This is a genomic window from Canibacter oris (genome assembly GCF_014197205.1).
Lineage (GTDB): Bacteria > Actinomycetota > Actinomycetes > Actinomycetales > Microbacteriaceae > Canibacter > Canibacter oris.
The window spans coordinates 24,228-46,317 of record NZ_JACIFD010000006.1; the positions used below are offsets into that span (position 1 = coordinate 24,228).

Below are 22,090 nucleotides of genomic sequence, written 5' to 3' on the forward strand. Positions count from 1 at the left end.
GTGCTTTCCCAGGGCCTGGAATCGTGCTTCAGATGCCCCTCGCCGAATACGTGAAAACCCTCAAATCTGAAAAGACTTGAGGGTTTTCAACTGGCGGAAGGTAAGGGATTCGAACCCTTGAGGCTTTCGCCTGCTGGTTTTCAAGACCAGTTCCTTCGGCCGCTCGGACAACCTTCCACAGACAACAGTAGCAGAGCAAGCTGCGAAAACGCAAACCGAGAACACGCCCGCAGGGTGTTATCGTAGGGCACTAGCGCGGGGCGCTATCTCGGCCGCTAGCGCAGAGCACTAGGGCAGCAGGTCTTGAACCGGCTTGAAGTGCCGTAGCGCCGTAAGCAGGCCACCCTCATCGATGGTGCCGGTCACAAAAGACGCGGTGTCGCGCACCTCGGAGTAGGCCTGACCCATTGCCACCGCCATGCCGCCGCGCTCTTTCGCCCAGCTCAACATCTGCAGGTCGTTCATGCCGTCACCGGCGACGAACACATGCTCACCCGGCACTCCCAGCTCCGCCGCAATCGGCGCCAGGGCGCTCGCCTTGTTAATGCCGTTAGGCGCCGCGTCAAGCCAGGCGGTGTCGCCCACCACATAAGCGGTGTGAGTGTAGCCCAGTAGCTCCATGCGTTCAAAAAACTCCGCAACCGAGTGCGCCGGACTCGTCGCAACAACCCGCGTCGCCTCAACTCGCAGCAGCTCCTCGAAAGACACCTCAAAGCGATTATCGGGCAGGGTTTTACCGGGCATCTCGGCGGTGTAATAAAAATTACCGTCAGCGCCCTCAACCGCAATCGCGGCGCCGGGCAGCTGCTGCCGTACGTTCTCCAGCATCTCGGTCGCGTTAAAAGTGTGCACGCGATAAGGCTGCAGTTTTGCGGTGTGTGGATCACGGCGCATCGTCACTGCGCCGTTGCACGTCACCAGCCAGTCCGGCGTCATCTGCAGCTTCTCAGCAACCCGCACCCCGGCGTCAATCGCCCGCCCCGTGGCAAGCACCACCTCAACGTGTGGTGCGGCATCCAAGCGCTTAAGCGCAGCGCTGAGGTCGGCATCGGCAGATTCGTCATCGTAGATAACCGTGCCGTCGAGATCCAACCCGATCAGAATTTTTGCTGCAGCAGACACCGGCAACACACTTTACGCTTGTGGCCGCAGCACAGTCAGGCCGCCCAGGTAAGGCTGCAGCGCCTCCGGTACTCGCACGCTGCCGTCAGCCTGCTGGTGCGTCTCCAGCAGCGCCACCAGCCAGCGGGTGGTCGCGAGAGTGCCGTTCAGCGTCGCAACCGGCTGCGTCTTGCCGTCATCGCCGCGGAACCGGGTTTTCAAGCGGCGCGCCTGATAGGTTGTGCAGTTTGAGGTGCTGGTCAGTTCCCTGTAAGTGCCCTGGGTTGGCACCCACGCCTCGATATCAAACTTCCGTGCCGCGCTAGAACCTAAATCGCCAGCGGCAACATCAATCACCCGGTAGTGCAGTTCCAGAGCCTGCAGCATCTCCTCCTGCCACGCCACTAACCGGTCGTGTTCTGCCGCGGCGTTGGCCGGATCCGCATACACAAACATCTCCAGCTTGTTGAACTGGTGCACGCGAATAATGCCGCGGGTGTCTTTGCCGTGCGACCCCGCCTCTGAACGATAGCAGGTGGACCAGCCCGCGTAGCGCAGCGGACCCGCGCCAAGGTCAAGAATCTCATCGGCGTGGTAGCCCGCAAGCGCCACCTCACTGGTGCCGGTGAGATACAGATCCTGCTCAGCAAGATGGTAAACCTCGCTCGCGTGCTCACCCAAGAACCCGGTGCCGTGCATAATCTCTGGCTTCACCAGGGTCGGGGTGATCAGCGGCACAAAACCGTTTGCCAGCGCCTTCTGCAGCGCCATGTTCATTAGTGCCAGCTCTAGCTGCGCGCCAACACCGCGCAGGAAGTAGAAGCGGGCACCAGAAACCTTAGTGCCGCGCTGCATATCAATCGCGCCCAGAAGCTCACCCAGCTCCAGGTGATCGCGCGGCTCAAAATCAAACTCCGGCACCGTGCCGTGGGTGCGCAGCGTCACAAAATTCTCTTCGCCGCCCGCCGGCACCTCCGGCAGCACCACGTTCTCAATTTTGGCGGCAGCCTCCTGCGCCTCCTGCTCTAGCGCGGTGGCTTTCGCGGCCGCAGCTTTCACCGCAGCAGCCAGCTCTTTCACCTGCGAGATCAGCGCCGGGCGCTCCTCTTTAGAAGCGGTTTTAACCTGGTCGTTGAAGCGGTTTTGCGCCGCGCGCAGCGACTCAAACTCGTTCTGCGCGGCACGCCAAGCGCTATCAGCCTCGCGGGCAGCGGCAACAATCGCGGAATCATTACCGCGCGCCTTTTGAGACGCATCAAGAATTTCAGGGTTATTGCGGAGCAGCGTAACATCAATCACTGTTCCAGTTTACCGCGCTCGCTGGCTGCCGTGCTGCTTAATTACCCGCAATCAGCCCAGCAACCCACGCTTCGGCGTCGGCAAAAGCCGCATCGGTATGGTTTGGATCAACCTTTGGCTGCACGCGATCCGCTCGCGGATAACTGCCCAAGAAAGTCACCCGGGGGCTGTACTGTTTCACGCCCATCACCGCGTGCCGCAGCCGGGCATCACGAATATGACCCTCCGCGTCAATAAAGAACCGATAGCTGCCCATGTGGTGCCCGATCGGGCGGGAGGCAATCTGCGTCAGATTCACCCCGCGCGCCGCGAACTGCTCCAGCAGGGTCAGCAGCGCGCCGGCTTTTTCCTCTGGTAGGTCAATAATCAAACTGGTTTTATCATGCCCGGTCGGCTGCCCGGCGGGGCGGGGTTTGCCAACCAACACGAAGCGAGTCTGCGCGCCAGGATTATCCACTAGCTCCGAGCCGTGCACTGCGAGCTCAAAATGCTCGGTAATCGTCGGCGGCGCCAAAGCCGCGTCAATAACCGTGCCCTCGGCAAACAAATCAGCCGCTGCCTGCGCATTACTGCTCGCCGGAATATGCTGGTGCTCCGGTAAATGCTGCTCCAACCAGCTGCGGCACTGCGCATAAGCCACCGGGTGTGCCGCAATCGTGGTCACCTCACGCAGCTGCACCTCCGGTCGTGACACCAGCACAAAATCAACCTGCACCAGGTACTCGCCGTAAATCTGCAAATTCCCGAAACTCGCCAGCGCATCCTGCGTCGCAGAAACCCCGCCGTCAATCGAGTTCTCAATCGCAATCATCGCCGCGTCGCTCACACCCGTGGTGACATTGCGCAGTGCCTGACTCACATTCACAACCGGCTGCCACACCTGTCCGGCAGCCTCCGGCACCTGCCGCAGCGCCGCCTCCGTAAACGTCCCAGCAGGCCCCAGATAGCTGTATTTGCGAGGTTTTTCAGCGGTCATAACTCACCCCAAAAGCTCTTGCAGCAGCCGTGCCGCATCGTGTTGCACCTGCTCCAGATGCGCCGCGCCGCGCAGCGACTCGGCGTAAACCTTCATAACTGCCTCGGTGCCAGACGGCCGAATCGCCGCCCAGGCGTTGGCGGTGCGAATCACCAAACCACCAATCGCGGCATTATTGCCGGGAGCGTGCGTCAGCACCTGCGTGATTTCCTCCCCGGCAAGCTCCGCCACGGTGACATCAGCGGCTTGCAGCGCCAGCAGCTTTGCTTTCTGCTCGCTGTTCGCCGGCGCATCCACCCGCCCGTAGGCCGGATCGCCGTGCAGCGCGGTCAGCTCCCGATACCGCTGCAGCGGGGTTTTACCGGTTACCGCAAAAATCTCCGCCGCCAACAGACACAGCGCAATGCCGTCTTTGTCGGTGCTCCACGGCTGCCCGTCAAGGGTTAGCAGGCTTGCGCCTGCGCTCTCCTCGCCGCCAAACACTACGGTGCTGCTGTAAAGCCCCGGCACAAACCACTTGAAGCCTACCGGCACCTCCAGCAGCTCGGCACCGTGAGAGCGTACCACGCGGTCAATAATGCTGCTAGAAACAATGGTTTTGCCAACCTTGAAAGGCTGCTGCCACGCTGGCCGGTGAGTTAGCAGATAGTCAATCGCTACCGCCAAGAAATGGTTTGGGTTCATCAACTCGCCGTCGCACACAATGCCGTGCCGATCCGCATCAGCATCATTCGCAACCACCAGCGGAAACTCGCCGCTGAGCTGCAGCACCGCCTGCATCGCGTTCCGGGAAGACGGATCCATGCGAATCTTGCCGTCCCAGTCAAGGCTCATAAAACTCCACTGCTTATCAACGCCCGGCCCCAAAACTGTGAGATTAAGGCCGTGCTGCGCCGCAATCTCGTGCCAGTAAGCGACCGCCGCGCCGCCGAGTGGGTGTGCTGCAAACCGCACCCCGGCATCGCGAATCGCCTGCATGTTGATAACCTCGTCGAGATCACCCACATAGGAGCGCACATAATCATGCTCGCTGACGCTGCCGGCCCGCGCAGGCAAACTCGCCGCCGCGCCGTCGCGGAGGGTCGCGGCAAGCTGAGCAGCTACGGGGTGTGGATCAGCCACCGCCGCGAGCTCTGGCAGCAGCTCATTGGCGCGGTTTTGAATCCACCCGGTGGCGTCGCTGTCAGCCGGGCCGCCGTGCGGCGGATTGTACTTGATGCCGCCATCCTGCGGCGGGTTGTGGCTCGGGGTGATGATGACGCCGTCAGCCAACTGCGCCTCATCAAACTCCTGCCCGGCAGCAGCCGAGGCACGGCGCAGCTGCTGGTTGTGCTTTAAAATCTCGTGGCTCAGCGCGGGGGTTGGCACATACTCGTCGCCCGCGCTCGCCACCACGTGGAGTCCGCAAACATCGGCCAAAATGCGCTTCGCGGTAGCCAGCGCGTACTCTGACAGGGGGTGGGTGTCGGCGCCCAAAAACAGTGGCCCAGCCCAGCCCTGAGCGGTGCGATACTCCGCCACCGCGATGCAGATGGCGATGATGTGTGCCTCGTTGAAACTGTGGTTAAAAGCAGAGCCGCGATGCCCGGAGGTGCCGAAAGCGACCAGGTGCGCCGGGTTTGCGGTGTCGGGTCGCAGCTCATAGTAGGCGGACTTCAGGGCGGCGAGATCCACCAAATCAGCTGCTGTTGCGATAGTGCCTGCTTTTTCACTCATAATTTCTATTCTCCCAGGAATCGCTTAAAAAGTGGGCAGCTGGAGAAAAATGGTGCCGCAGTGCGCACCCAGAGTTAGCGAAATTCGCACTGTTTGTTCATCTTTGCGCAGTAAGCTCGAAACTAGAAAAGAGGACGTTGTGAAGCAGGGAGATGAGATGCGAGAAAAAGTGAAGTTTTGGTTGACCGACATGGACGGGGTGCTGGTGCATGAACAGCAGCCGATTCCGGGCGCGGCAGAGCTGCTGCAACACTGGCAAGACAGCGGTCAGGAGTATCTGGTGCTCACCAACAACTCGATTTTCACCGCCCGTGATCTCAGCGCGCGTCTCGCGGCGAGCGGCATTAACGTGCCGGAGGAGCGAATCTGGACAAGCGCCCTCGCAACCGCCGCGTTTTTAAAGGCGCAGGCGCCCTCAAGCACCGCTTATGTGATTGGCGAGGCGGGGCTGCTGACCGCGCTGCACGATGCTGGTTTTATTATGACCGAGGCTAATCCCGAGTTTGTGGTGGTGGGCGAAACCCGCAACTACAGTTTTGACGCGCTCACTAAGGCGATTCGCCTGATTAACAACGGTGCGCGCTTCATTTCAACCAACCCTGACGCCACTGGTCCGAGCGCGGAGGGGCCGCTGCCGGCAACCGGCGCGGTGAACGCGCTGATCACGAAGGCGACCGGCAAGGAGCCGTATGTGGTGGGCAAGCCGAACCCGATGATGTTCCGCAGCGCGATGAATAAAATCGGCGCGCACTCCGAGAACACCGCGATGATCGGTGACCGGATGGACACCGACATCGTTGCCGGAATGGAGGCGGGTTTGCACACGATCCTGGTGCGCACCGGCATCTCTGATGACGCCGAAATCGCGCGCTACCCGTTCCGCCCGAATGAGATTTTGGGGTCGGTGGCGGATCTGCTGCCGTCGAAATAGGGCTTACTCGCCCCCGAACTGCGCCGTAGCGTGCGCCGCTGTTTGCGCCGTGGCGCCGGCGGCTAGTCGCCGCCGCGGTTTTGCGCTGCTGTCTGTGCGGCCTCTGGCGCCGCCTCCGCGGGGTCGCGGCGAGCCCGAGTTTGCGCTGCCCGCGCGGCAAGCTCACTCGCTGCCGGGTAAGCAATCTCCTCCAGGCTCAGCCCGTGCGCTGGCATCACCGTAAACTCGCTGCTGCGTTCCGCCGCGTCACGAATCTCCCGCAGCCGCTGCAGCGTGATGCGCCCGGTTGCTACCGCGACGCACGCGCCGATGAGCGCCCGCACCATCGAGTGGCAGAAAGCGTCAGCCTGAATATGCGCGACGCACACCGGGCTTACTGCCGCAATCGCGCTCACGCCCGCGCTCGCTTCTGTGCTTGCGCCCGTATCCGGGGCAGTGCCGCTACGCGGGTCCAGGTCATGCTCCGCACGCCATGAAAATTCGGTGAGATTGCGGATCGTGGTGGCGCCCTCTCGCGCCTTACAAAAGGCTCCAAAATCACGCAGCCCCACCAGCTCTGCGGCTGCCTGCTGCAGCAGCTCAAGCTGCGGGGTGCGCTTTGCGGTGGCGGTGAAACGGCGCGCCAGCGGATCCACCACCGGACCTGCAACCCGATACTCGTAGCGCCGCCACAGCGCTCCGAAACGGGCATCAAACTCGGCGGGCACCTCCGTGATGTCAGCAATCAGAATATCGCTTGCGTTTTGGCGCTGTAGCACCCCGTTCACCCGCCGCGCGCGATTTGCCGGGGTGCTGGTGTCTTTGCACAGTGCCGCGAACTCTGGCACCGTGATATCGCAGTGTGCAACCTGGCCGCGAGCGTGCACCCCCGCGTCGGTGCGCCCACCAACCGTCAGCTGCACCGGATTCGTTGCCGGCCGCCGCAGCACGGTGCTCAGCGCGGTCTCGATTTCTTGCTGCACCGTGCGCAGTCCCGGCTGGGTGGCCCAGCCCTTAAAATCGGTGCCGTCGTATGCGATATCTAATCTGATGCGAATCATAGTCTCGGGTGTTTTGCCTGCTGGTAAGGTTACTGGTTGCTTAGCGTTGGTAGATTACTCAGACCCGGGCCGGTGAGTGCCCCGGGGCGCGGATTTCTGCCGGTTATTGCCATCAAAATTTCTAAGCGCTCTTGCTTCACGAGGCTCCAGAGAGGTGCTGCCATCGACGTTCTCCTATGCGGTGGGGCTGTTGCGGTGGTGTTTCTACTATAGTGGCATTCGCCGCAGCGGGGCCGTGCTTCCCGGATGTCCCGTGCGCACAACCGCCGGCCGCAGGGTGCGCGAAACTGAGAGGAGTGTGAGAGCCAAGCTGTTTCATACCAGCGGCTGATAGCGGCAGCAGTTCACATAAAATATACTGAAAATATGGCTGAAAACATTGCGCAAACTGCGACAAACACCAGGCGGTTGCCGGCACTTGATGTGCTGCGCGGTATCGCGATTTTGGGCACTTTGATGGCAAATATTTGGATCTTTGCCTACGGCGGAGCGGGGCTTGCTGCGATGTCTAAAACTTCGCTGCAGTCGCAGCTTGCGGGGCTTGCGGCAGAGACTGAGGTCGCTGTTTCGCCGCTGCAGCAGGTTGGTAACAGTATCGATTTTGGGCTGTCGCTGCTGACTGATGGGAAATTTATCGGCCTGCTCACGATTATGTTTGGTATCGGGCTGGAGATTCAGCGGCAGTCGGCGCTGCGGCGGGGCGACAAATGGCCAGGGCGTTACCCGTGGCGTGCAGCGCTTTTGATTCTTGATGGTCTGCTCAATTACATTTTTATTTTCGAGTACGACGTGCTGATGGGTTACGGTTTAACCGCGCTCGTGGTGGCGGCTGTGCTCGCGCGCAATCCGAAAACCCAAAAAATCTGGATGATTGTCGGGGTTGCGGTGCATGTGGCGCTGATGGTCGGGGCATTGCTGGCTACCTGGTGGGTGGTAAATTATGGAGCAGAGGATGAAAGCACCGCAATAGCTGCTGATGATCCGGTCTTTACGGATACCGGTTCATATGTGGCGCAGGTGCAAAGCCGGCTGGAGCATTTTTGGTTGGGCCGCGCGGAGATTCCGATTATGTTCTTTATGGGCATAGGGCTGTTTCTTGTCGGGGCGCACCTGTTTCGTGCCGGTATTTTCGAACCGCGCGGGGCTAAACTGCGTAAGTGGGTTTTGCTGGGGGCTTTTGGTCTGGGGTTGCCGCTTGACTGGTATTTGCGGATCGCCCACCCTGAGATTACGGCGAGCTTTACACGTTATGTTACGAGTGCGATTGTGGCGCTCGGGATACTAGCGCTGGTTGCGGGAATTTATGTGCATCGCGCTGCTGCGGGTAAGAGTAGCACGGGGCGGATCGGCACAGCCTTTGCGCTGGTTGGCCGGATGGCTTTAACGAACTATATTCTGCAAAACCTTATCGCGTCAATTATTTTTTATGACTGGGGATTCGGTGTGGCAGCAAAAATTCAGGGCGAAGCATTTGCCTTCTGGGTGCTGGGCTGTTACGTGCTGATTGCGGGGCTGCTGTTGCTCTTCAGCTGGGCCTGGTTGCGGAAGTTCCAGCGCGGCCCGGTGGAGGAGCTGTGGCACCGCTCATACACTGCCATCGGGGAGCGCAGTGAGCGGCATGCGGTGCGGCGTGAGGCGCGGCGCGCAGAGCGGCGAGCGCAACAGCGGTTATAGCCGGCAGCATAAACCTGCTCGTAGCAGCGCGCACCCTACCTTTGTGTTGTGTTTTGTCAAGAAAAATTGACAAAACACAATTGCCTCGGTATTGTGATTTGTAAAGAAATCTTGACGAATCACAGGGGGTATTTATGGATGATAACGATCCGCTCCTGGGTGCGATAGTGCACGCGGATCAGCAGCTGCAGGCTGCAACCAAAGCGCTAGAAGCAGCCGCACAGCAGGCCCGCGAAGCCGGAGCAACATGGCAGCAGATAGGCGCAGCCATGGGCATTTCCAAGCAGGCCGCCGCGCAGCGTTTCGCTCGCTTAAAGCCGCGCGACGAAGCAGGGGCTGCCGCAGTGCTTGAGGCTCGCCTTGCCGCAATCGCTCAACAGTTTTTTGCGGCGCTCGCGTCCGGTGATCCAGCAACCGCACACAGCATGATGACCTACACAACCCGCAGGCTGCTGTCGCAAACCCGGCTCACCACGATGTGGGCCAGCGTTGTTGATGAGTGCGGTGAGTTCGAAGGGGTTAAGCGCACAGCGCTGGAGCAGCACGCGACCAGAGCAGTTTTAACTTTCCGCTTACAGCACGCTGCCGGCGAGCCCGTCGGGCAGTTCAGTTTTAATTCCGCACACAAAATTACAGGATTGGTGGTGTATCTTGACGACTCCGCAGAATTACCGTGGTAGCTGGGGCAGCTCGGCAGTGAGAGGCAGCATCGTAACAGCGGCGGTGTGGCTCAGCTGGATAGTGTTCCTCAGCTTGGCGATGAACAACCTGGTGCATGGATTACTAAGCGGTCTGGCATTTGCGCTCAGCTCGTTTATTATGATGGTGGTTTTCGGGCGGCCGGGCATCTCTTGGCATCCTGGCTTCGCGTTCGCAAGCGTGTTCGCGGCGGCAATACTGCACTTTATGAACCTCTTTGAGCCGTACTTGCTCTCCATCTGGGCACTCGCGTTTTTCGTGTTTGCTGTGATTATGTTTGGTAAGCATAGAAAGCGCCGCAAAGCTGAGGATCTCGGGGTTTAGACCCCGCAGCCGCGGCTACGATTAAGCCCCCGGAAACCTTGATTTTCCGGGGGTTTTTCGCTGAGACCGTGCTGTGTTCAGGCTGGCTTCTCGCATTAGGGCTCACTCGAAGTCGCGAACCTGCGGGCGCTTTGAGCGTGCGCTTCTAGGGTTTTACCCATTGACGTAGGAGCATGCGCGTATTACTATGTATTCAGGAGGTTTGAAATGGCTACAATGACACTTCGCGTGAATGATCAAGACGCCGAGCTGGTGCGCCGATATGCCAACTTTGAAGGTAAAAGTATTTCAGACTTCATCCGTGACGCAATCTTTGAAAAAATCGAGGATGCCCATGATTTGCGCGTTCTTCGCGAAGCAATCGCTGAGGATGACGGCACCCGGTACACCCTTGATGAAGTCGAAGAAATGCTCGGTCTATGAGTGTTTTTCGGGTTAAGTTTTCTAAGAAAGCACTTAAACAGTTAGCAAAGCTAGATAAATTTAACGCACACCTTTTGATTACTTGGATTCGAAAAAATCTTGAGGGAGCGACCGACCCATACGCAATCGGGAAAAGTTTGGTGGGTAGCCGCAGCGGCGAATGGCGATACCGGGTTGGCGATTACCGAATCATTTGTTTCATTGAAAATCAGACTGTCACTATTCATGTTCTTGAAGTCGGTCACAGACGCGAAAACTATGATCGCTAGAACTCAAGACATGTAAGCGGCAATGTTTACTGAATGTTTACTGGCGCCGTTTTTGAGAAAAGCTAAACCCCCGAAAAACCTTGATTTTTCGGGGGTTTTGGCGGAGACGGGGGGATTTGAACCCCCGGTCCGGTTTAACCCGGACCCTTCATTAGCAGTGAAGTCCATTCGGCCGCTCTGGCACGTCTCCTTGCGTCTATAGTTTGAGACGCAACTACTAGACTAGCGCAGAACTTTTAAATACGCAATTTCAAGGAGTGCTTTACAGGTCATAGTAATCCTTGATGTATTCACCAAATCCCGGCGTTGTGAACCGGAGCTCACCGTGCAAAGACTGTTCAACGAGGCCCTTCTTAATGAGACTGTCACGGGTGACGCTAAGCGCTCTGCTGCTGCTTTGCAGTTTTTCGGCAATCATTTTTCTTGGCTTAGAAGGAGACGATATCTGAGCCATAGCTTGCAAGAACTTCAACTCTTTCTTGGTGGTTTGGGATAGCCGGCCATCAAAAAACCCGTCACGGTCTAAGATGAAAGCAGTTTTCGCGCGCAAAATTGTTTCGCAGTCTATCTCTGTGTGGGGGTCAGGGTGTTTTGCTTCAATCCAGGCGTGATAGCCGATTAACTGCAAGAGATAAGGGGATCCAGCGGTTAATTCAGTAGCAATTTTTAAGGCATCGGGGTGCTTGCATACAATAATTTTTTTATACTTTTTTATACTTTGCAGAGAGTATAAATCTTGCTACAGCGCACTAATGATGCATGACGAAGATAACTTGTATCGCGTTAGCGCGCGCTGAAGAGGATGATGCTCCGCGCAAACATCGGGAGTAGGCACTTTAAGCCGGGCTTTGCGCTAGCTGCGACAAGCAGATGCTACTGGGTGCGGCCGCTAGAGCAGGTCACCTCGGCAGCGTTCTGACCCAGAATGTTATTCGGCTCTGGCGCCGCCTCGGCACCAGCAACACCGCCCAACTGCTCGGTGGTTGCAGCCTCACCGGTTGCCGGGGTAGCGCCCTCGGCCTGCTGCTGTGCGCCGGTTGCATCCGCGCTGCCCTCAGCGCCCTCGGCGCCGGCAGCACCGGCCTCCGCCGCACCCTCTTGCCCGGCAACAACCGCCGCCGCGCCCACCGCGTTCGCGTGCACCGGCTCGTCATTCAGCAGCCGCGTCATCAACAAATCACCGTTATAGCGATCCGGAATCAAACGGTTGCGATCATACGGGTGCTCCAGCGTCGGATACTGCAGGAAATTAACGTTTTGCAGATCCAAATCTTTCACGGTTGAAGCAAACGACTGCATGAACTGCACCGAAGCCATATCCTGCGACAGAATCATGTTCTCCACAGCGGCCTTCGCCAAACCGTAAACCTTGCCCGGATCGCTCAGCGTCTGCGCGCTCTTAATCTTGCGCAGCATCGCAGACATGAAAACCTGCTGGTTGCTGATGCGGCTCTGATCGCCGCCGTCGCCAACCCCGTAGCGGGTGCGCAAGAACTGCAGCGCGGTAACACCCACCAGGGTGACGTCGCCCGCCGGCAAATCAAGATCTGTGTTGGGGTCATAAATCGGCTGTGTCAAACACACATCAACGCCGCCAATCGCGTTTGACATGTTAATCACACCGTCAAAGGTGATAATGCCAGCGTGCGGGATGCTCGCACCCGTCAGATTTTCAACTGTGCGCACCACACAACCGAGCCCGTTTTGCAGCGTCGAATTAAACTGCTGCTCGCCTTGCGCCGGGTAGAAATCAGGCTCGCCATTAGGGCCCGGGCAGCTCGGCACATCAACAACCATATCCCGGGGGAAACTCACCACAGTCGCCTGCTTGTGATCTGCAGAAATGCGCAGCATCAGGGTCACGTCGTTAAGCTCGCCCTCTTCGCCGTCATTGAGAGACTGGCCCTGGCGGGTGTCAGACCCCACCAGCAAAATATTGATATCGCCAACAATCTGATTGGCGTTGGCCTTCTCATTTTCGTCGCGCGGCGCGGTGCCGATATTTACCGAGGTGACGTTATTGGTGAGATCAAGCAGCGCGTAAGCCGCGATAGAGATGCCGCTGAGCACCGCAACCGTGAACATCGCCACCAGGGTCTTTACGAAATTAGCCAGCGCACTGGAACGACGCAGCTTGCCATGGCGAACCGTGGTTTTGCGCCCGGCAGCTTTCGCAGCACGTTGAGCCATAAATTCCTCCTGTTGCGGCACGATAGCGGCGAGTAAAACCCACCGAATGACACCTGTGCGGCCACCCGCGGGCAGCGCCGTCATAAAATCGTTACTTAAATTATAAAATACCGCTCCCAGCTGAGTACAGCTTGGTGTGCTGGGGCGCGGCACCGTGCAGGGCGCGGCTGTGCGGGGGTGGGGCGGACTGATCCACACCACAAAAAATCAGGATAGCGGGGGTGTGGATCCGCCACCGGGCGCCGGCTAAACCGGTGTGAGGCGGCACAACTAGTAAAATTAGGCTCTGAGAAAGCAGGATTTATGAATCAGCGCACAGAACCCATCACGATTGACACCGCGGCTATCAGCCTGCCGCATCCGCCGCTGCGCACCGGAACCGGCACCGCGCACGGGAAATCGATTCTGATTGGGGAGCACTCGGTGGTTTACGGGGCGCCGGCGATTGCGTTTCCGCTGCACGATTTGGAAGTGCGGGTGACGCTCACCGTCAGCGACAAACCGGTGATTAAGAGCGCTGTGTATAACGGACCAGTGGCAACTGCGCCGAACCGGTTGCGGCCGCCGTTGACGGCGCTGCGCGAGGCCGCGAAATGGTTTGAGCTTGACGCGAGCAAGATTTCGCTGGAGATTGACAGCCCGATTCCGGTGGAGCGCGGGCTGGGATCGTCGGCCGCGGTGTCAACCGCGATTGTGCGGGCAGCGGCGGCGCTGTCGGGCAAAGAGCTCACCGAGCTAGAGCGTTTTAACCTGGTGCAGCACGCGGAGCGTGTCGCGCACGGCACCTCTTCCGGGCTAGATGCGCACGCGGTTGCGGCGCTGACTCCGCTGCTGTTTCGCGCCGGGGTGCCGAAACCCTTGCGCACCAAAACCGAGGTCACTGTGGTGATAGCCGACACCGGCACCCCCGGGAAAACCTCGATGGCGGTAGGCGGGGTGCGGGCGATGCGCGAAAACGACACGCAGCTGATTGACTCCCTCATCGCGCAGCTGGCGGAGCTGACCGCGGCGGCAGAAACCGCGCTCGGCGCCGGTGAGCTGGCGGAGCTCGGCCACGTTTTGAGTCAGGCGCACCGGGTGCTGCATGAGCTGGGGGTGACCTCGGGGGAGCTGAATCGGCTGGTTTACGCTGCCGAGAAAGCCGGAGCTTTAGGCGCTAAAATGACTGGAGGCGGGCTCGGAGGCTGTGTGATTGCGCTGGCGCACGATCAGGCAGATGCCACTCGGATAGCCGCCGCCCTCGCCGCAGCAGGCGCCACCCACACCTGGGTTTCGACCCTCGCTGCAACCGAATAGGAGCACACCGATGACACACGACTGGGCAGCACAGACACCGCGCTTCACCGCGAAGGCGCACCCGAATATTGCGCTCGTGAAATACTGGGGCAAGCGCGACGAAAAATTGATTCTGCCGGTCGCGGGCAGCATGTCGATGACGCTCGACACGGTTGCGACCACCACCACGGTTATTAAGGGTGGATCAGCTGACGCCTTCTATCTCGGCGGTGAGCTAGTGGCGGGCAAGGCTGCCGCGCAGGTCAGCGACTTTTTAGATTTGGTGCGGCGGCTCGCTGGCAGCGACGAGCACGCAACCGTGATTTCTCACAATGATGCGCCGACTGCGGCGGGTCTGGCATCTTCGGCGAGCGGTTTCGCGGCGCTGGCAACCGCGGCTGCCGCCGCTTACGGGCTGGAGCTTAACACCCGGGAGCTGAGCATTTTGGCACGGCAGGGCTCAGGCAGTGCCTCCCGCTCAGTGATTGACAAGTTTGCGGTGTGGCACGCCGGCACCGACAGCGAAACCTCTTACGCAGAAGAGCTGAGTGCTCCGGATATGCGGATGATTATCTGCGAGATCAACGCTGGCCCGAAACTGGTTTCTAGCCGGCTCGGGATGCAGCTGACCCGTGACACCTCGCCGTTCTGGAGCAGTTGGGCAAGCAGCACCGAGGAGATTCTGCAGGAGATGCTTGCAGCCTGTGCCGCTGACGATTTCACCAAGGTCGGCGAGATTACAGAGACGCACGCCTACCGGATGCACGCGCTGATTCAGTCAAGCCGCCCAGTGGTGCGGTATCTAGCGCCGGCATCTTACGCCGCGTTTGACCGGATTGCTGAGCTGCGACGGCAGGGTGTGGAGGCTTACGGCACCGCTGATGCCGGCCCAAACGTGGTGGCGATTGCGCGCCCGGAAGACGCTGCTGCGGTGGCGAACGCGCTGCGGGAGTTCGGCAAAATTACAATCGCGGCTCCGGGCCCGGGCTCACATCTGATCACTGAGGCGTTGCCGTTGCCTGTAGGCTTCGAGGGTTAAGCGGCGTGCCGGCTAACTCGCGAGGAGCGGTGCGAGTTTTTGCCCCCGGGAAGCTCTATCTCGCGGGTGAATATGCGGTCACCGAGCCCGGTGGTGGGGCGATTATTGTGGCGGTGAATCGCGGCATCACGGTGACGGTTGCGCCGCTTCCCGCAGCTGCTGGCAGCAGCACCGTGACAGATGCGGTTTATGGCGCGCAGCCGTGCCCGTGGCAGCTGTGCGGCGACCGAGTGGTGATTGCGGACCATGAGTATGACTATGTAGCGGCGGCGCTGACGGTGATGCACGAGGCGCGGGCTGCGACTCCGGGATCGCATGCGGCGCAGGATCCGGCGCGGGAGCTGGCGGCGGCGGAGCTGCCGCAAGACCCGCAACACTGCGCAATAGCAATCAGCAGCAATCTGCAGGCGGCAAACGGCGAAAAATACGGGCTCGGATCATCCGGCGCGGTGGTTGCCGCGGTGGTGCGCGCCCTCACCGACTTCTATCAGCTCGGATACTCCCAGGAGCAGCAGTATCGCCTGGCCTTGCTGGCAAGCTGCACAATTTCCACGGCCGGCTCTGGCGGCGATATTGCGGCGAGCATTTTTGGCGGGTGGATCCGCTACCACGCCCCCGACCGCGCGGCGCTAGCGGCGATCCACCGCAAGCAAGGCTTACAGGCGGCGCTCACCAGTGAGCTGTGGGAGTTTGGCGGGGTGACCCCGCTGCGACCAGTTCCGGGGGTGGAGCTGGTTGTGGGGTGGACCGGCGCGCCGGTGCTCACCGACGAGATGCTTGAGAAAGCTGCCCGGGTGCGGCAGACACCGCTGTGGCCGGAGTTCGTGGCGCGCAGTAACGCCTGTGTGGCGCGCTTTGCTGCGGAGCTGGAGGCGGCGGGGGTGACTGGTGCTGGGGCTAGTGCTGCCAGTGCGACCGACGTTGTGGCGGGTGAGGCTGGTGCTGCGGATGTAGCAGTTGTGGCGGAGCTTGCTGCGGCGGTAGAGTGCGCCGGGGGTGCGCTGCGGCAGCTGAGTGCCGCTGGTGGATTCACCATCGAAACCGTGCGGCTGCGGGCGCTCAGAGAAACCGCTGCGGCGGCCGGCGCAGCCAGCAAGAGCAGCGGCGCTGGCGGCGGAGATTGCGGGTTTGCTCTGGTCACGAACGCGGCGCAGCGAGAGCGCATCCTCGCCGGCTGGGAGCGCGCTCAAATTAAACACTTAGACTTAGAAGTGTATAACCACGAGCAGCAGTGATTCACTGGGGTCACAGCGTCGGAAAATACCGCAGAGAGGGGAGCCGCAGGTGGAAAACGTCACAAACGTTTCGCTCGCGCAAAATCGTAAGGATGATCACATCCGGTTTGCGATTGAGCAGCAGGGCAGCGCCCAGACACACCGGGATTTTGACGACGTGGAGTTTCTGCATCACGCCCTCGGCGGAGTCAATCTTGAGCAGGTGCGGTTGCAAACCATGGTGGCTGACATTGAGTGGCAGCACCCGCTCTATATCAACGCGATGACTGGCGGCACCGCCGCCGCACTGCAGATTAACAGCGCTTTAGCGCGAGCTGCTGCCGCAACCGGAACCGCGCTCGCTGCCGGCTCTCTCGGGGTCGCGCTCGATCAGCCTGAAACCGCGGTGAGCTTTAAAGTGCTGCGCGAGCTGAACCCCGAGGGTTTTGTGTTTGCGAACATTGGGGCCGGCCGCAGTGTCAGCGACGCGCTTCGCGCGGTCGAGTTGTTACAGGCAAACGCCTTGCAGATCCACATCAATACCGTGCAGGAAACCGTGATGCCGGAGGGCGATCGGGATTTTGGGGAGTGGATCGACAACCTCGCGAACCTCGCCAGCGCCCTGGAGCGCGACGGGGTGCCGCTGGTAGTGAAAGAGGTGGGGTTTGGGCTGAGCCGCAAAACCCTCAAGCTGCTCAGCGAAATTGGGGTCAAGATTGCCGACGTCAGCGGCAAGGGCGGCACCAACTTCGCGCAGATTGAGGCTGAGCGACGCAGTGACAGCTACCACTATTTGAACAGCTTTGGGCAGTCGGCGGTGGTGAGTTTGCTGGACGCGCCGGAGTTTCCGGAGCTGCTGGCATCTGGCGGCGTGAAATCACCGCTGGACGCGGTTAAACTGCTCGCGCTCGGGGCGCGTGCGGTGGGGGTTGCGGGCGCGTTTTTGCCAGCGGCGGCAACCGGAGACCACGAAAAAGTTGTGGAGCAACTAAAATGGTGGGTATCCCGTATGCGTGAGTTGTATGCGCTGCTGGGTGCCGCAAACACCTCGCAGCTCACCAGCACCGATGTGCTGTTGCGCGGCCGGGTGCGTGAATACTGCCAGCTGCGAGCGATTGATCCGGCCGGCTATGCACGGCGGTCAGAGAGCTAGCGTCTGCGGGCGCACAGCGCGGCTGACACCGTATCGTTGCAGGAAATTGTAAGAGGAGAAACATGGGCGCTTTCGAGCTGACCACCCCGATTCCGACCAGCTGGGTCGGGCCGCTGCGGATTTCCGGCAACGTCTTAAACGGTGAAGTGGAGGTGCCGCTGGCAACCTACGAGACTCCGCTGTGGCCGAGTGTGGGCCGCGGCGCGAGCATCTCGCGTGAAATTCCGGAGGGCATTAGGGTGACGCTAACTGGGGAGCGGATGACGCGATCCACCATGTTTACCGCGCCTAACGCTGCTGTCGCGTTTGAAGCTGGCAAGGTGATTCAGGAGCGGTTTGTGGATCTCGCCGCCGTGGTTGCGGGGCAGAGCCGGTTCGCGAAGCTGCTGGAGATTCACCCCGAGGTTGTTGGCAATATGCTGTTCACTCGGTTTGCGTTTAGCACCGGCGATGCTTCAGGGCACAATATGGCAACTGCCGCTGCTGAAAACCTGATGAGTGAGATTTTGAGCTGGGATTTAGGGCTGAGTTACGGCTCTATTTCTGGCAACTACTGCACCGATAAAAAACCGTCAGCGGTGAACGGTATTTTGGGTCGCGGCAAGAGCGCGGTTGCGGAAATTTTCTTGCCGGAGGAGGTTGTTGTCAGGAGGCTGCGTTCCACCTCGGCGGCGATTGTGGCGCTGTGCACCGGAAAAAACCTGGTTGGATCAACAATTGCGGGTTCATTACGTTCTGCGAATGCGCACTATGCGAATATGCTGCTCGGGGTATATTTGGCTACCGGGCAGGACGCAGCAAACATTGTGGAGGGCTCCCAGGGCATCACTTTTGCCGAAGCGCGGCCAGACGGACTTTATTTCTCATGCACTATTCCACATTTGATTGTGGGCACAGTTGGCAACGGTAAACACCTGCCCCACGTGGGAGAAAATCTGGCGCGGATGGGGTGCGCGGAGCCTGGCGAACCCGGCGATAACGCCCGCCGTCTCGCCGCTATTACCGCGGCAACTGTGCTGTGCGGCGAACTCAGCCTGCTCGCGGCGCAAACCAATCCCGGGGAGCTGATGGCAACCCACGTCGCGATTGAGCGGCGGGGCACTAACACCCGCAACTATGAGAACCCGCCCCAGGAGGCGGCAGCTGCAGGAGGTGGTAACAGCTAATGAAGCTCGGAATTATTGATATGGAAATGGCGACAACCCATTTCCAAGTAAAACTCGACACCCTGGCTGCGGCGCTTAATGTAGACCCCAACAAATACCGGTATGGGCTGCGGCAAGAGGCCTTCTCAATGCCAGCACTTGACGAAGATCCGGTAACCCTGGCTGCGACCGCCGCTAACCGCCTGTTGCAGCGCACCGGTCGTGAGGGGATTCGCACCATGATTGTGGCAACCGAAACCGGCATCGACCAGTCAAAAGCGCTGGGGTTGTTTGTGCAGACCCTGCTGGAACTGTCGAGCAACATGCGAATTATCGAAACCAAGCAGGCGTGCTATTCGGCAACCGCATCGCTGCAGATGGCGCTCGGTATCGTGGCGCGTAAGCCTGAGGAGCGAGTGCTGGTGATTGCCAGCGATGTGGCGCGCTACGCGGTTGACACCCCGGGTGAGCCGACCCAGGGAGCTGGTGCGGTGGCGATGCTGGTAGGGGCGGATCCGCAACTGCTGGAGATTGAGCCAGCCTCGGGCGTGTGGTCTGCGCACATTGACGACTTTTGGCGCCCGAATGACTCTTCGACACCCATGGTTGACGGAGCCCGGTCGCTAGATGCTTACCTCGGGGCCTTCACCGGTGCTTGGGAAGATTATTTGGCGCAGGGCGGCAGCCCAATTGAGGAAATAGACTATTTTGTGCACCATCAGCCTTTTACCAAAATGGCGATCAAGGGGCATCGGCGGTTAGTAGAGCACACGGGCGCTGCGATTGACGAGCAACGGGTGGAGCCGAGCCTTAGCTACACGCCGCAGCTTGGCAACACCTACACTGCTTCGCTTTATATGGGGCTGCTGTCACTGTTGCACAGTGACCTCGATCTCACCGGGAAGCGGATCGGGCTTTACAGCTACGGTTCTGGCGCAGCCGGCGAATTTTTCACCATGGTGCCGCAGCCGGGCTACCAAAAGCTGCTGCACCCAGAGATTATTGCGGCCGCTATCGCTGACCGGGAAGAGCTCAGCTTCGCAGAGTATCGCCGGCTGCACGCGGCGCACGAGCGCGGCAGCAAACAGGATTACACTAACCCGCGGGTCACGGGCGCGCCTTACCGGTTTGCGGGAGTGCGCGACGGGGCACGCTACTATCAGCACAACGAGCCGCAGGCGGCAACAGGGGCATTTTCGGTGCTGCGCTGATCGGTGATGTAGGGTTTTCTCGGTGCTGCGCTAGCCAGAGATATTGAAGTGAGGGAAATTCTCAATTAGACTGGCAGCATACTCCAGTTAGTTTTAACGGGGGAGGAAAACTATGACACTCAGTGCTGCGCTTGAGAAACACTTCGCAAAGGTGGCGCAAAAACGTGCGCTTAAAGGATTATTTGCCCCGCAAGTGCTTGTAAAAACCTCTGCTGGGGAGTATCGCAGTGGCGCTCAAGAATTACCTTTTCACGCTGCTTCCGTCGGCAAACTCGCTACCGCCGCGCTCGTCATGCAGGATGTGGAGGCTGGCAGATATGAGTTGAGCACCTCAGTGTCTGCTTTGCTTCCTGCTGCTGAGCTGTATGGTTTGTTTGCGAACGACACCGCCACGGTGGAGCAGCTATTGGGGCACACTGCGGGAGTGCAAGACTATTTTGCTTGGCGGGGTATTAGGGGTGGGGCGTTCACCAAACAGGTTGTGAAACACCCGGAACATCATTGGTTGCCGGCAGAACTGCTTGATTACACTAGGAAACAGCAGCAACCGATTAGCGAACCAGGTGAAAAATTTCGATATTCAGATACCGGTTTTGTGTTGCTCGGCAGAATCCTGGAGGAACAAAACGAAGCAACGTTTACCAGTTTGCTCAGACAGCGGATTTTCGAGCCCGCGGGCATGGGCGATACGGTGCTGTGGCTGCGTGAACAGGGGCCGACTAAAATAGCGCCAGCTTTCTTAGGGAGCGTAGACGTGAGCGGTTTCGAGTCGCTTTCTTGTGATTGGGCAGGCGGAGGTATCGTCACTACGCTGGATGACGCCGCGCAGCTGATAATAGCGTTGCGCGAAGGTATTTTGTTGAGGCCGGATAGTTGGAACATAATGTGTACGCCGCGCAATAAGCTGCGTGGCGGAATCTATTACGGGCTTGGCGCGATGCAGCTGCGTTTTGCAGAGTTTTCACCTTTTTTGCGTGGTCTGCCGCGACCGGTTGGGCACGCCGGTGTCTTCGGAGTACACGCATTTAGTTACCCTGATTCCGGAGCCGTGGTGGTGCTGAACTTCGGCGGCACCAAAGCAATGCCCGCCAGCTTCAGATCGCACATTAAGATAGCGCTGGCGCTGCGTAACACGCAAAAGTGAGAAGGGTCTGCTGTTGGTTTTGGTTACAGTGAACCTTTCACCAAAACTCATACTACACTCCCGGTCATCACGGTCTCAAACTCAATAGGAGTTAACCGTAACAACCGGTCCTGTCTACGTCTGCGATGATACGTGCGTTCGATCCACATAAAAACAGCCTGCTGTAACTGTCGCCTGGTATCCCAAACCCTGCGATTAAACGCGTTTTTCTGTAACAAAGCGAAAAAAGATTCCATAGCAGCATTATCACCACAAGCACCCACCTGCCCCATAGAACCTTTAAGACCAGTAACTCTTAGCAAGTTTAAAAACTTACTTGACCGGAACTGGCTATCACGATCTGAATGCACCACACACCCAGCAACATCACCACGTAACACTAACGCTGCAGATAACGCTCTTACCGCAAGCTGGCTGCTCATATGCGAATCCATTGCGTATCCAACAATCATGTTAGAAAACACATCCTTTACCGCACACAAATACAGTTTCCCTTCCCGGGTAGGATGCTCTGTGATATCTGTTAACCACACCTGGTTAGGTTTCTTGCTTGTAAATTCACGCTGTACTAAATCATCATGGATTACTGGCTGTGATTTACCGGATTTACGTTTCTGTTTCACAATCACTGACTTTAGCCCTGCTTCATGACATAGTTTCCACGCTGTCCGCTCTCCCATCGCGTATCCACGCCGCGCAGCTTCATCACGCAACAAACCGATACCCAAACTCCGGGTCATCAGCGTGTGCTTCACACAGTACTTGTTTACGACGTTCACGCACTTTTTGACTCACCGGAGGTTCAGGATCGCGCAACCAACGATAGTACGGTTGTCGTGCTAGTTTTAACACACGGCATGTGACAGTAACAGGGATCCCGCTGGCAGCTAGCTCTTTTACCAGCGGGTAGTACCTTTTCCCGGTAAATTAGCTTGGGATAAAAACGCTGCAGCACGACGTAGAATCTCAACCTCGTACTCTAACTGTTTCTTTTCCCGTTTAAGACGCGCTATTTCCTCTTTCTCACTACCAGTAACACCAGGCTTGATCCCTGTGTCCACACGGTAACGTCGCAGCCAGGTCTCCAAAGTAGGCACAGCAACACCAAAACCAGCAGCTACCTGGGTTAAAGTAACCCCCTCGGATCTGTTCAACGCTGCTTGGATAACCTCGTTACGAAACTCTTCCGGATACGCTCTTGGCATAACAATTCCTCTGCTGGTTCAACACTCATCAAACCATATACCCAGATTGTAACCAAAACCAA

At 58.8% G+C, this 22,090-nt stretch carries 23 protein-coding genes and 2 tRNA genes; 13 read left to right on the forward strand and 12 right to left on the reverse strand.

Annotated features, from left to right (window positions below; translation table 11 throughout):
• Positions 1-91: 91 nt before the first annotated feature.
• From F5897_RS03570 to F5897_RS03590, 5 genes are all read right to left on the reverse strand, one after another.
• Positions 92-177, reverse strand: a tRNA-Ser gene (locus F5897_RS03570).
• Between the two features lie 111 nt (positions 178-288).
• Positions 289-1,122 (reverse strand): HAD family hydrolase, encoded by an 834-nt coding sequence (locus tag F5897_RS03575; RefSeq protein ID WP_183304499.1) that lies wholly within the window; start codon positions 1,120-1,122, stop codon positions 289-291.
• Positions 1,123-1,134: 12 nt separating this feature from the next.
• A complete protein-coding gene (gene serS, locus F5897_RS03580) occupies positions 1,135-2,400 on the reverse strand; it encodes a serine--tRNA ligase (RefSeq protein WP_183304500.1) in 1,266 nt (421 codons plus the stop codon).
• Positions 2,401-2,437: 37 nt separating this feature from the next.
• Positions 2,438-3,376 (reverse strand): prephenate dehydratase, encoded by a 939-nt coding sequence (gene pheA, locus F5897_RS03585; protein ID WP_183304501.1) that lies wholly within the window; start codon positions 3,374-3,376, stop codon positions 2,438-2,440.
• 3 nt (positions 3,377-3,379) lie between these two features.
• A complete protein-coding gene (locus tag F5897_RS03590) occupies positions 3,380-5,092 on the reverse strand; it encodes a phosphoglucomutase (RefSeq protein WP_183304502.1) in 1,713 nt (570 codons plus the stop codon).
• Between the two features lie 157 nt (positions 5,093-5,249).
• On the opposite strand from F5897_RS03590, the gene F5897_RS03595 reads away from it, so the two are divergent.
• Positions 5,250-6,023 carry an HAD-IIA family hydrolase gene (locus F5897_RS03595; RefSeq protein WP_183304561.1) on the forward strand — a complete coding sequence of 258 codons (774 nt, stop codon included), beginning with the start codon at positions 5,250-5,252 and terminating at the stop codon, positions 6,021-6,023.
• A gap of 62 nt (positions 6,024-6,085) precedes the next feature.
• Here the strand turns inward: F5897_RS03595 and F5897_RS03600 are convergent, their stop codons facing one another.
• Both F5897_RS03600 and F5897_RS07925 read right to left on the reverse strand, forming a co-directional pair.
• The gene (locus F5897_RS03600; protein WP_183304503.1) at positions 6,086-7,063 is read right to left on the reverse strand and encodes a tRNA pseudouridine synthase A; all 978 of its coding nucleotides are present in this window, start codon (positions 7,061-7,063) and stop codon (positions 6,086-6,088) included.
• Positions 7,064-7,092: 29 nt separating this feature from the next.
• Positions 7,093-7,227 (reverse strand): hypothetical protein, encoded by a 135-nt coding sequence (locus F5897_RS07925; protein ID WP_281375778.1) that lies wholly within the window; start codon positions 7,225-7,227, stop codon positions 7,093-7,095.
• A 202-nt stretch (positions 7,228-7,429) separates the two neighbouring features.
• On the opposite strand from F5897_RS07925, the gene F5897_RS03605 reads away from it, so the two are divergent.
• The 5 genes from F5897_RS03605 to F5897_RS03625 all read left to right on the forward strand — a co-directional run bounded on the left by F5897_RS03605 (position 7,430) and on the right by F5897_RS03625 (position 10,452).
• Positions 7,430-8,737 (forward strand): DUF418 domain-containing protein, encoded by a 1,308-nt coding sequence (locus tag F5897_RS03605; RefSeq protein ID WP_183304504.1) that lies wholly within the window; start codon positions 7,430-7,432, stop codon positions 8,735-8,737.
• 134 nt (positions 8,738-8,871) lie between these two features.
• On the forward strand, positions 8,872-9,417 hold the full coding sequence (locus tag F5897_RS03610; RefSeq protein ID WP_183304505.1) for a DUF3887 domain-containing protein: 546 nt from the start codon (positions 8,872-8,874) through the stop codon (positions 9,415-9,417).
• Entirely contained in the window at positions 9,389-9,760 is a 372-nt protein-coding gene (locus F5897_RS03615; protein ID WP_183304506.1) for a hypothetical protein, read from the forward strand. The genes F5897_RS03610 and F5897_RS03615 overlap by 29 nt, the downstream gene beginning before the upstream one ends.
• Positions 9,761-9,967: 207 nt before the next feature.
• Complete coding sequence (relB, locus tag F5897_RS03620) at positions 9,968-10,183, forward strand: type II toxin-antitoxin system RelB family antitoxin (protein ID WP_124824754.1); 216 nt, start codon at positions 9,968-9,970, stop codon at positions 10,181-10,183.
• Positions 10,180-10,452: a type II toxin-antitoxin system RelE family toxin gene (locus F5897_RS03625; protein ID WP_183304507.1), complete on the forward strand. Its 273-nt coding sequence runs from the start codon at positions 10,180-10,182 to the stop codon at positions 10,450-10,452. The genes relB and F5897_RS03625 overlap by 4 nt, the downstream gene beginning before the upstream one ends.
• Positions 10,453-10,550: 98 nt before the next feature.
• Here the strand turns inward: F5897_RS03625 and F5897_RS03630 are convergent.
• The 3 genes from F5897_RS03630 to F5897_RS03640 all read right to left on the reverse strand — a co-directional run bounded on the left by F5897_RS03630 (position 10,551) and on the right by F5897_RS03640 (position 12,642).
• Positions 10,551-10,642 (reverse strand) — tRNA-Ser (locus F5897_RS03630).
• Positions 10,643-10,714: 72 nt separating this feature from the next.
• Positions 10,715-11,002 carry a hypothetical protein gene (locus F5897_RS03635; protein ID WP_124824756.1) on the reverse strand — a complete coding sequence of 96 codons (288 nt, stop codon included), beginning with the start codon at positions 11,000-11,002 and terminating at the stop codon, positions 10,715-10,717.
• 323 nt (positions 11,003-11,325) lie between these two features.
• Positions 11,326-12,642: an LCP family protein gene (locus F5897_RS03640; protein WP_183304508.1), complete on the reverse strand. Its 1,317-nt coding sequence runs from the start codon at positions 12,640-12,642 to the stop codon at positions 11,326-11,328.
• Positions 12,643-12,945: 303 nt separating this feature from the next.
• Here F5897_RS03640 and mvk point away from each other — a divergent pair, with 303 nt between their 5' ends.
• The 7 genes from mvk to F5897_RS03675 all read left to right on the forward strand — a co-directional run bounded on the left by mvk (position 12,946) and on the right by F5897_RS03675 (position 20,823).
• Complete coding sequence (gene mvk, locus F5897_RS03645; RefSeq protein WP_183304509.1) at positions 12,946-13,938, forward strand: mevalonate kinase; 993 nt, start codon at positions 12,946-12,948, stop codon at positions 13,936-13,938.
• A 10-nt stretch (positions 13,939-13,948) separates the two neighbouring features.
• Positions 13,949-14,956 (forward strand): diphosphomevalonate decarboxylase, encoded by a 1,008-nt coding sequence (mvaD, locus tag F5897_RS03650; RefSeq protein WP_183304510.1) that lies wholly within the window; start codon positions 13,949-13,951, stop codon positions 14,954-14,956.
• A gap of 29 nt (positions 14,957-14,985) precedes the next feature.
• On the forward strand, positions 14,986-16,191 hold the full coding sequence (locus F5897_RS03655; protein ID WP_183304511.1) for a phosphomevalonate kinase: 1,206 nt from the start codon (positions 14,986-14,988) through the stop codon (positions 16,189-16,191).
• Positions 16,192-16,240: 49 nt separating this feature from the next.
• The gene (gene fni, locus F5897_RS03660; protein WP_183304512.1) at positions 16,241-17,323 is read left to right on the forward strand and encodes a type 2 isopentenyl-diphosphate Delta-isomerase; all 1,083 of its coding nucleotides are present in this window, start codon (positions 16,241-16,243) and stop codon (positions 17,321-17,323) included.
• Between the two features lie 62 nt (positions 17,324-17,385).
• On the forward strand, positions 17,386-18,489 hold the full coding sequence (locus F5897_RS03665; protein ID WP_183304513.1) for a hydroxymethylglutaryl-CoA reductase: 1,104 nt from the start codon (positions 17,386-17,388) through the stop codon (positions 18,487-18,489).
• The gene (locus F5897_RS03670; protein ID WP_183304514.1) at positions 18,489-19,679 is read left to right on the forward strand and encodes a hydroxymethylglutaryl-CoA synthase; all 1,191 of its coding nucleotides are present in this window, start codon (positions 18,489-18,491) and stop codon (positions 19,677-19,679) included. Before F5897_RS03665 ends, F5897_RS03670 begins: the two co-directional genes overlap by 1 nt.
• Positions 19,680-19,791: 112 nt before the next feature.
• Positions 19,792-20,823, forward strand: coding sequence for a serine hydrolase domain-containing protein (locus F5897_RS03675; RefSeq protein WP_124824764.1), 1,032 nt, complete (start codon positions 19,792-19,794; stop codon positions 20,821-20,823).
• A gap of 47 nt (positions 20,824-20,870) precedes the next feature.
• On the opposite strand, the gene F5897_RS07930 is transcribed toward F5897_RS03675, so the two are convergent.
• Positions 20,871-21,578 carry an IS3 family transposase gene (locus F5897_RS07930; protein WP_321193609.1) on the reverse strand — a complete coding sequence of 236 codons (708 nt, stop codon included), beginning with the start codon at positions 21,576-21,578 and terminating at the stop codon, positions 20,871-20,873.
• A gap of 141 nt (positions 21,579-21,719) precedes the next feature.
• Positions 21,720-22,028, reverse strand: coding sequence for a transposase (locus tag F5897_RS07935; protein ID WP_281375779.1), 309 nt, complete (start codon positions 22,026-22,028; stop codon positions 21,720-21,722).
• Positions 22,029-22,090: the final 62 nt, after the last annotated feature.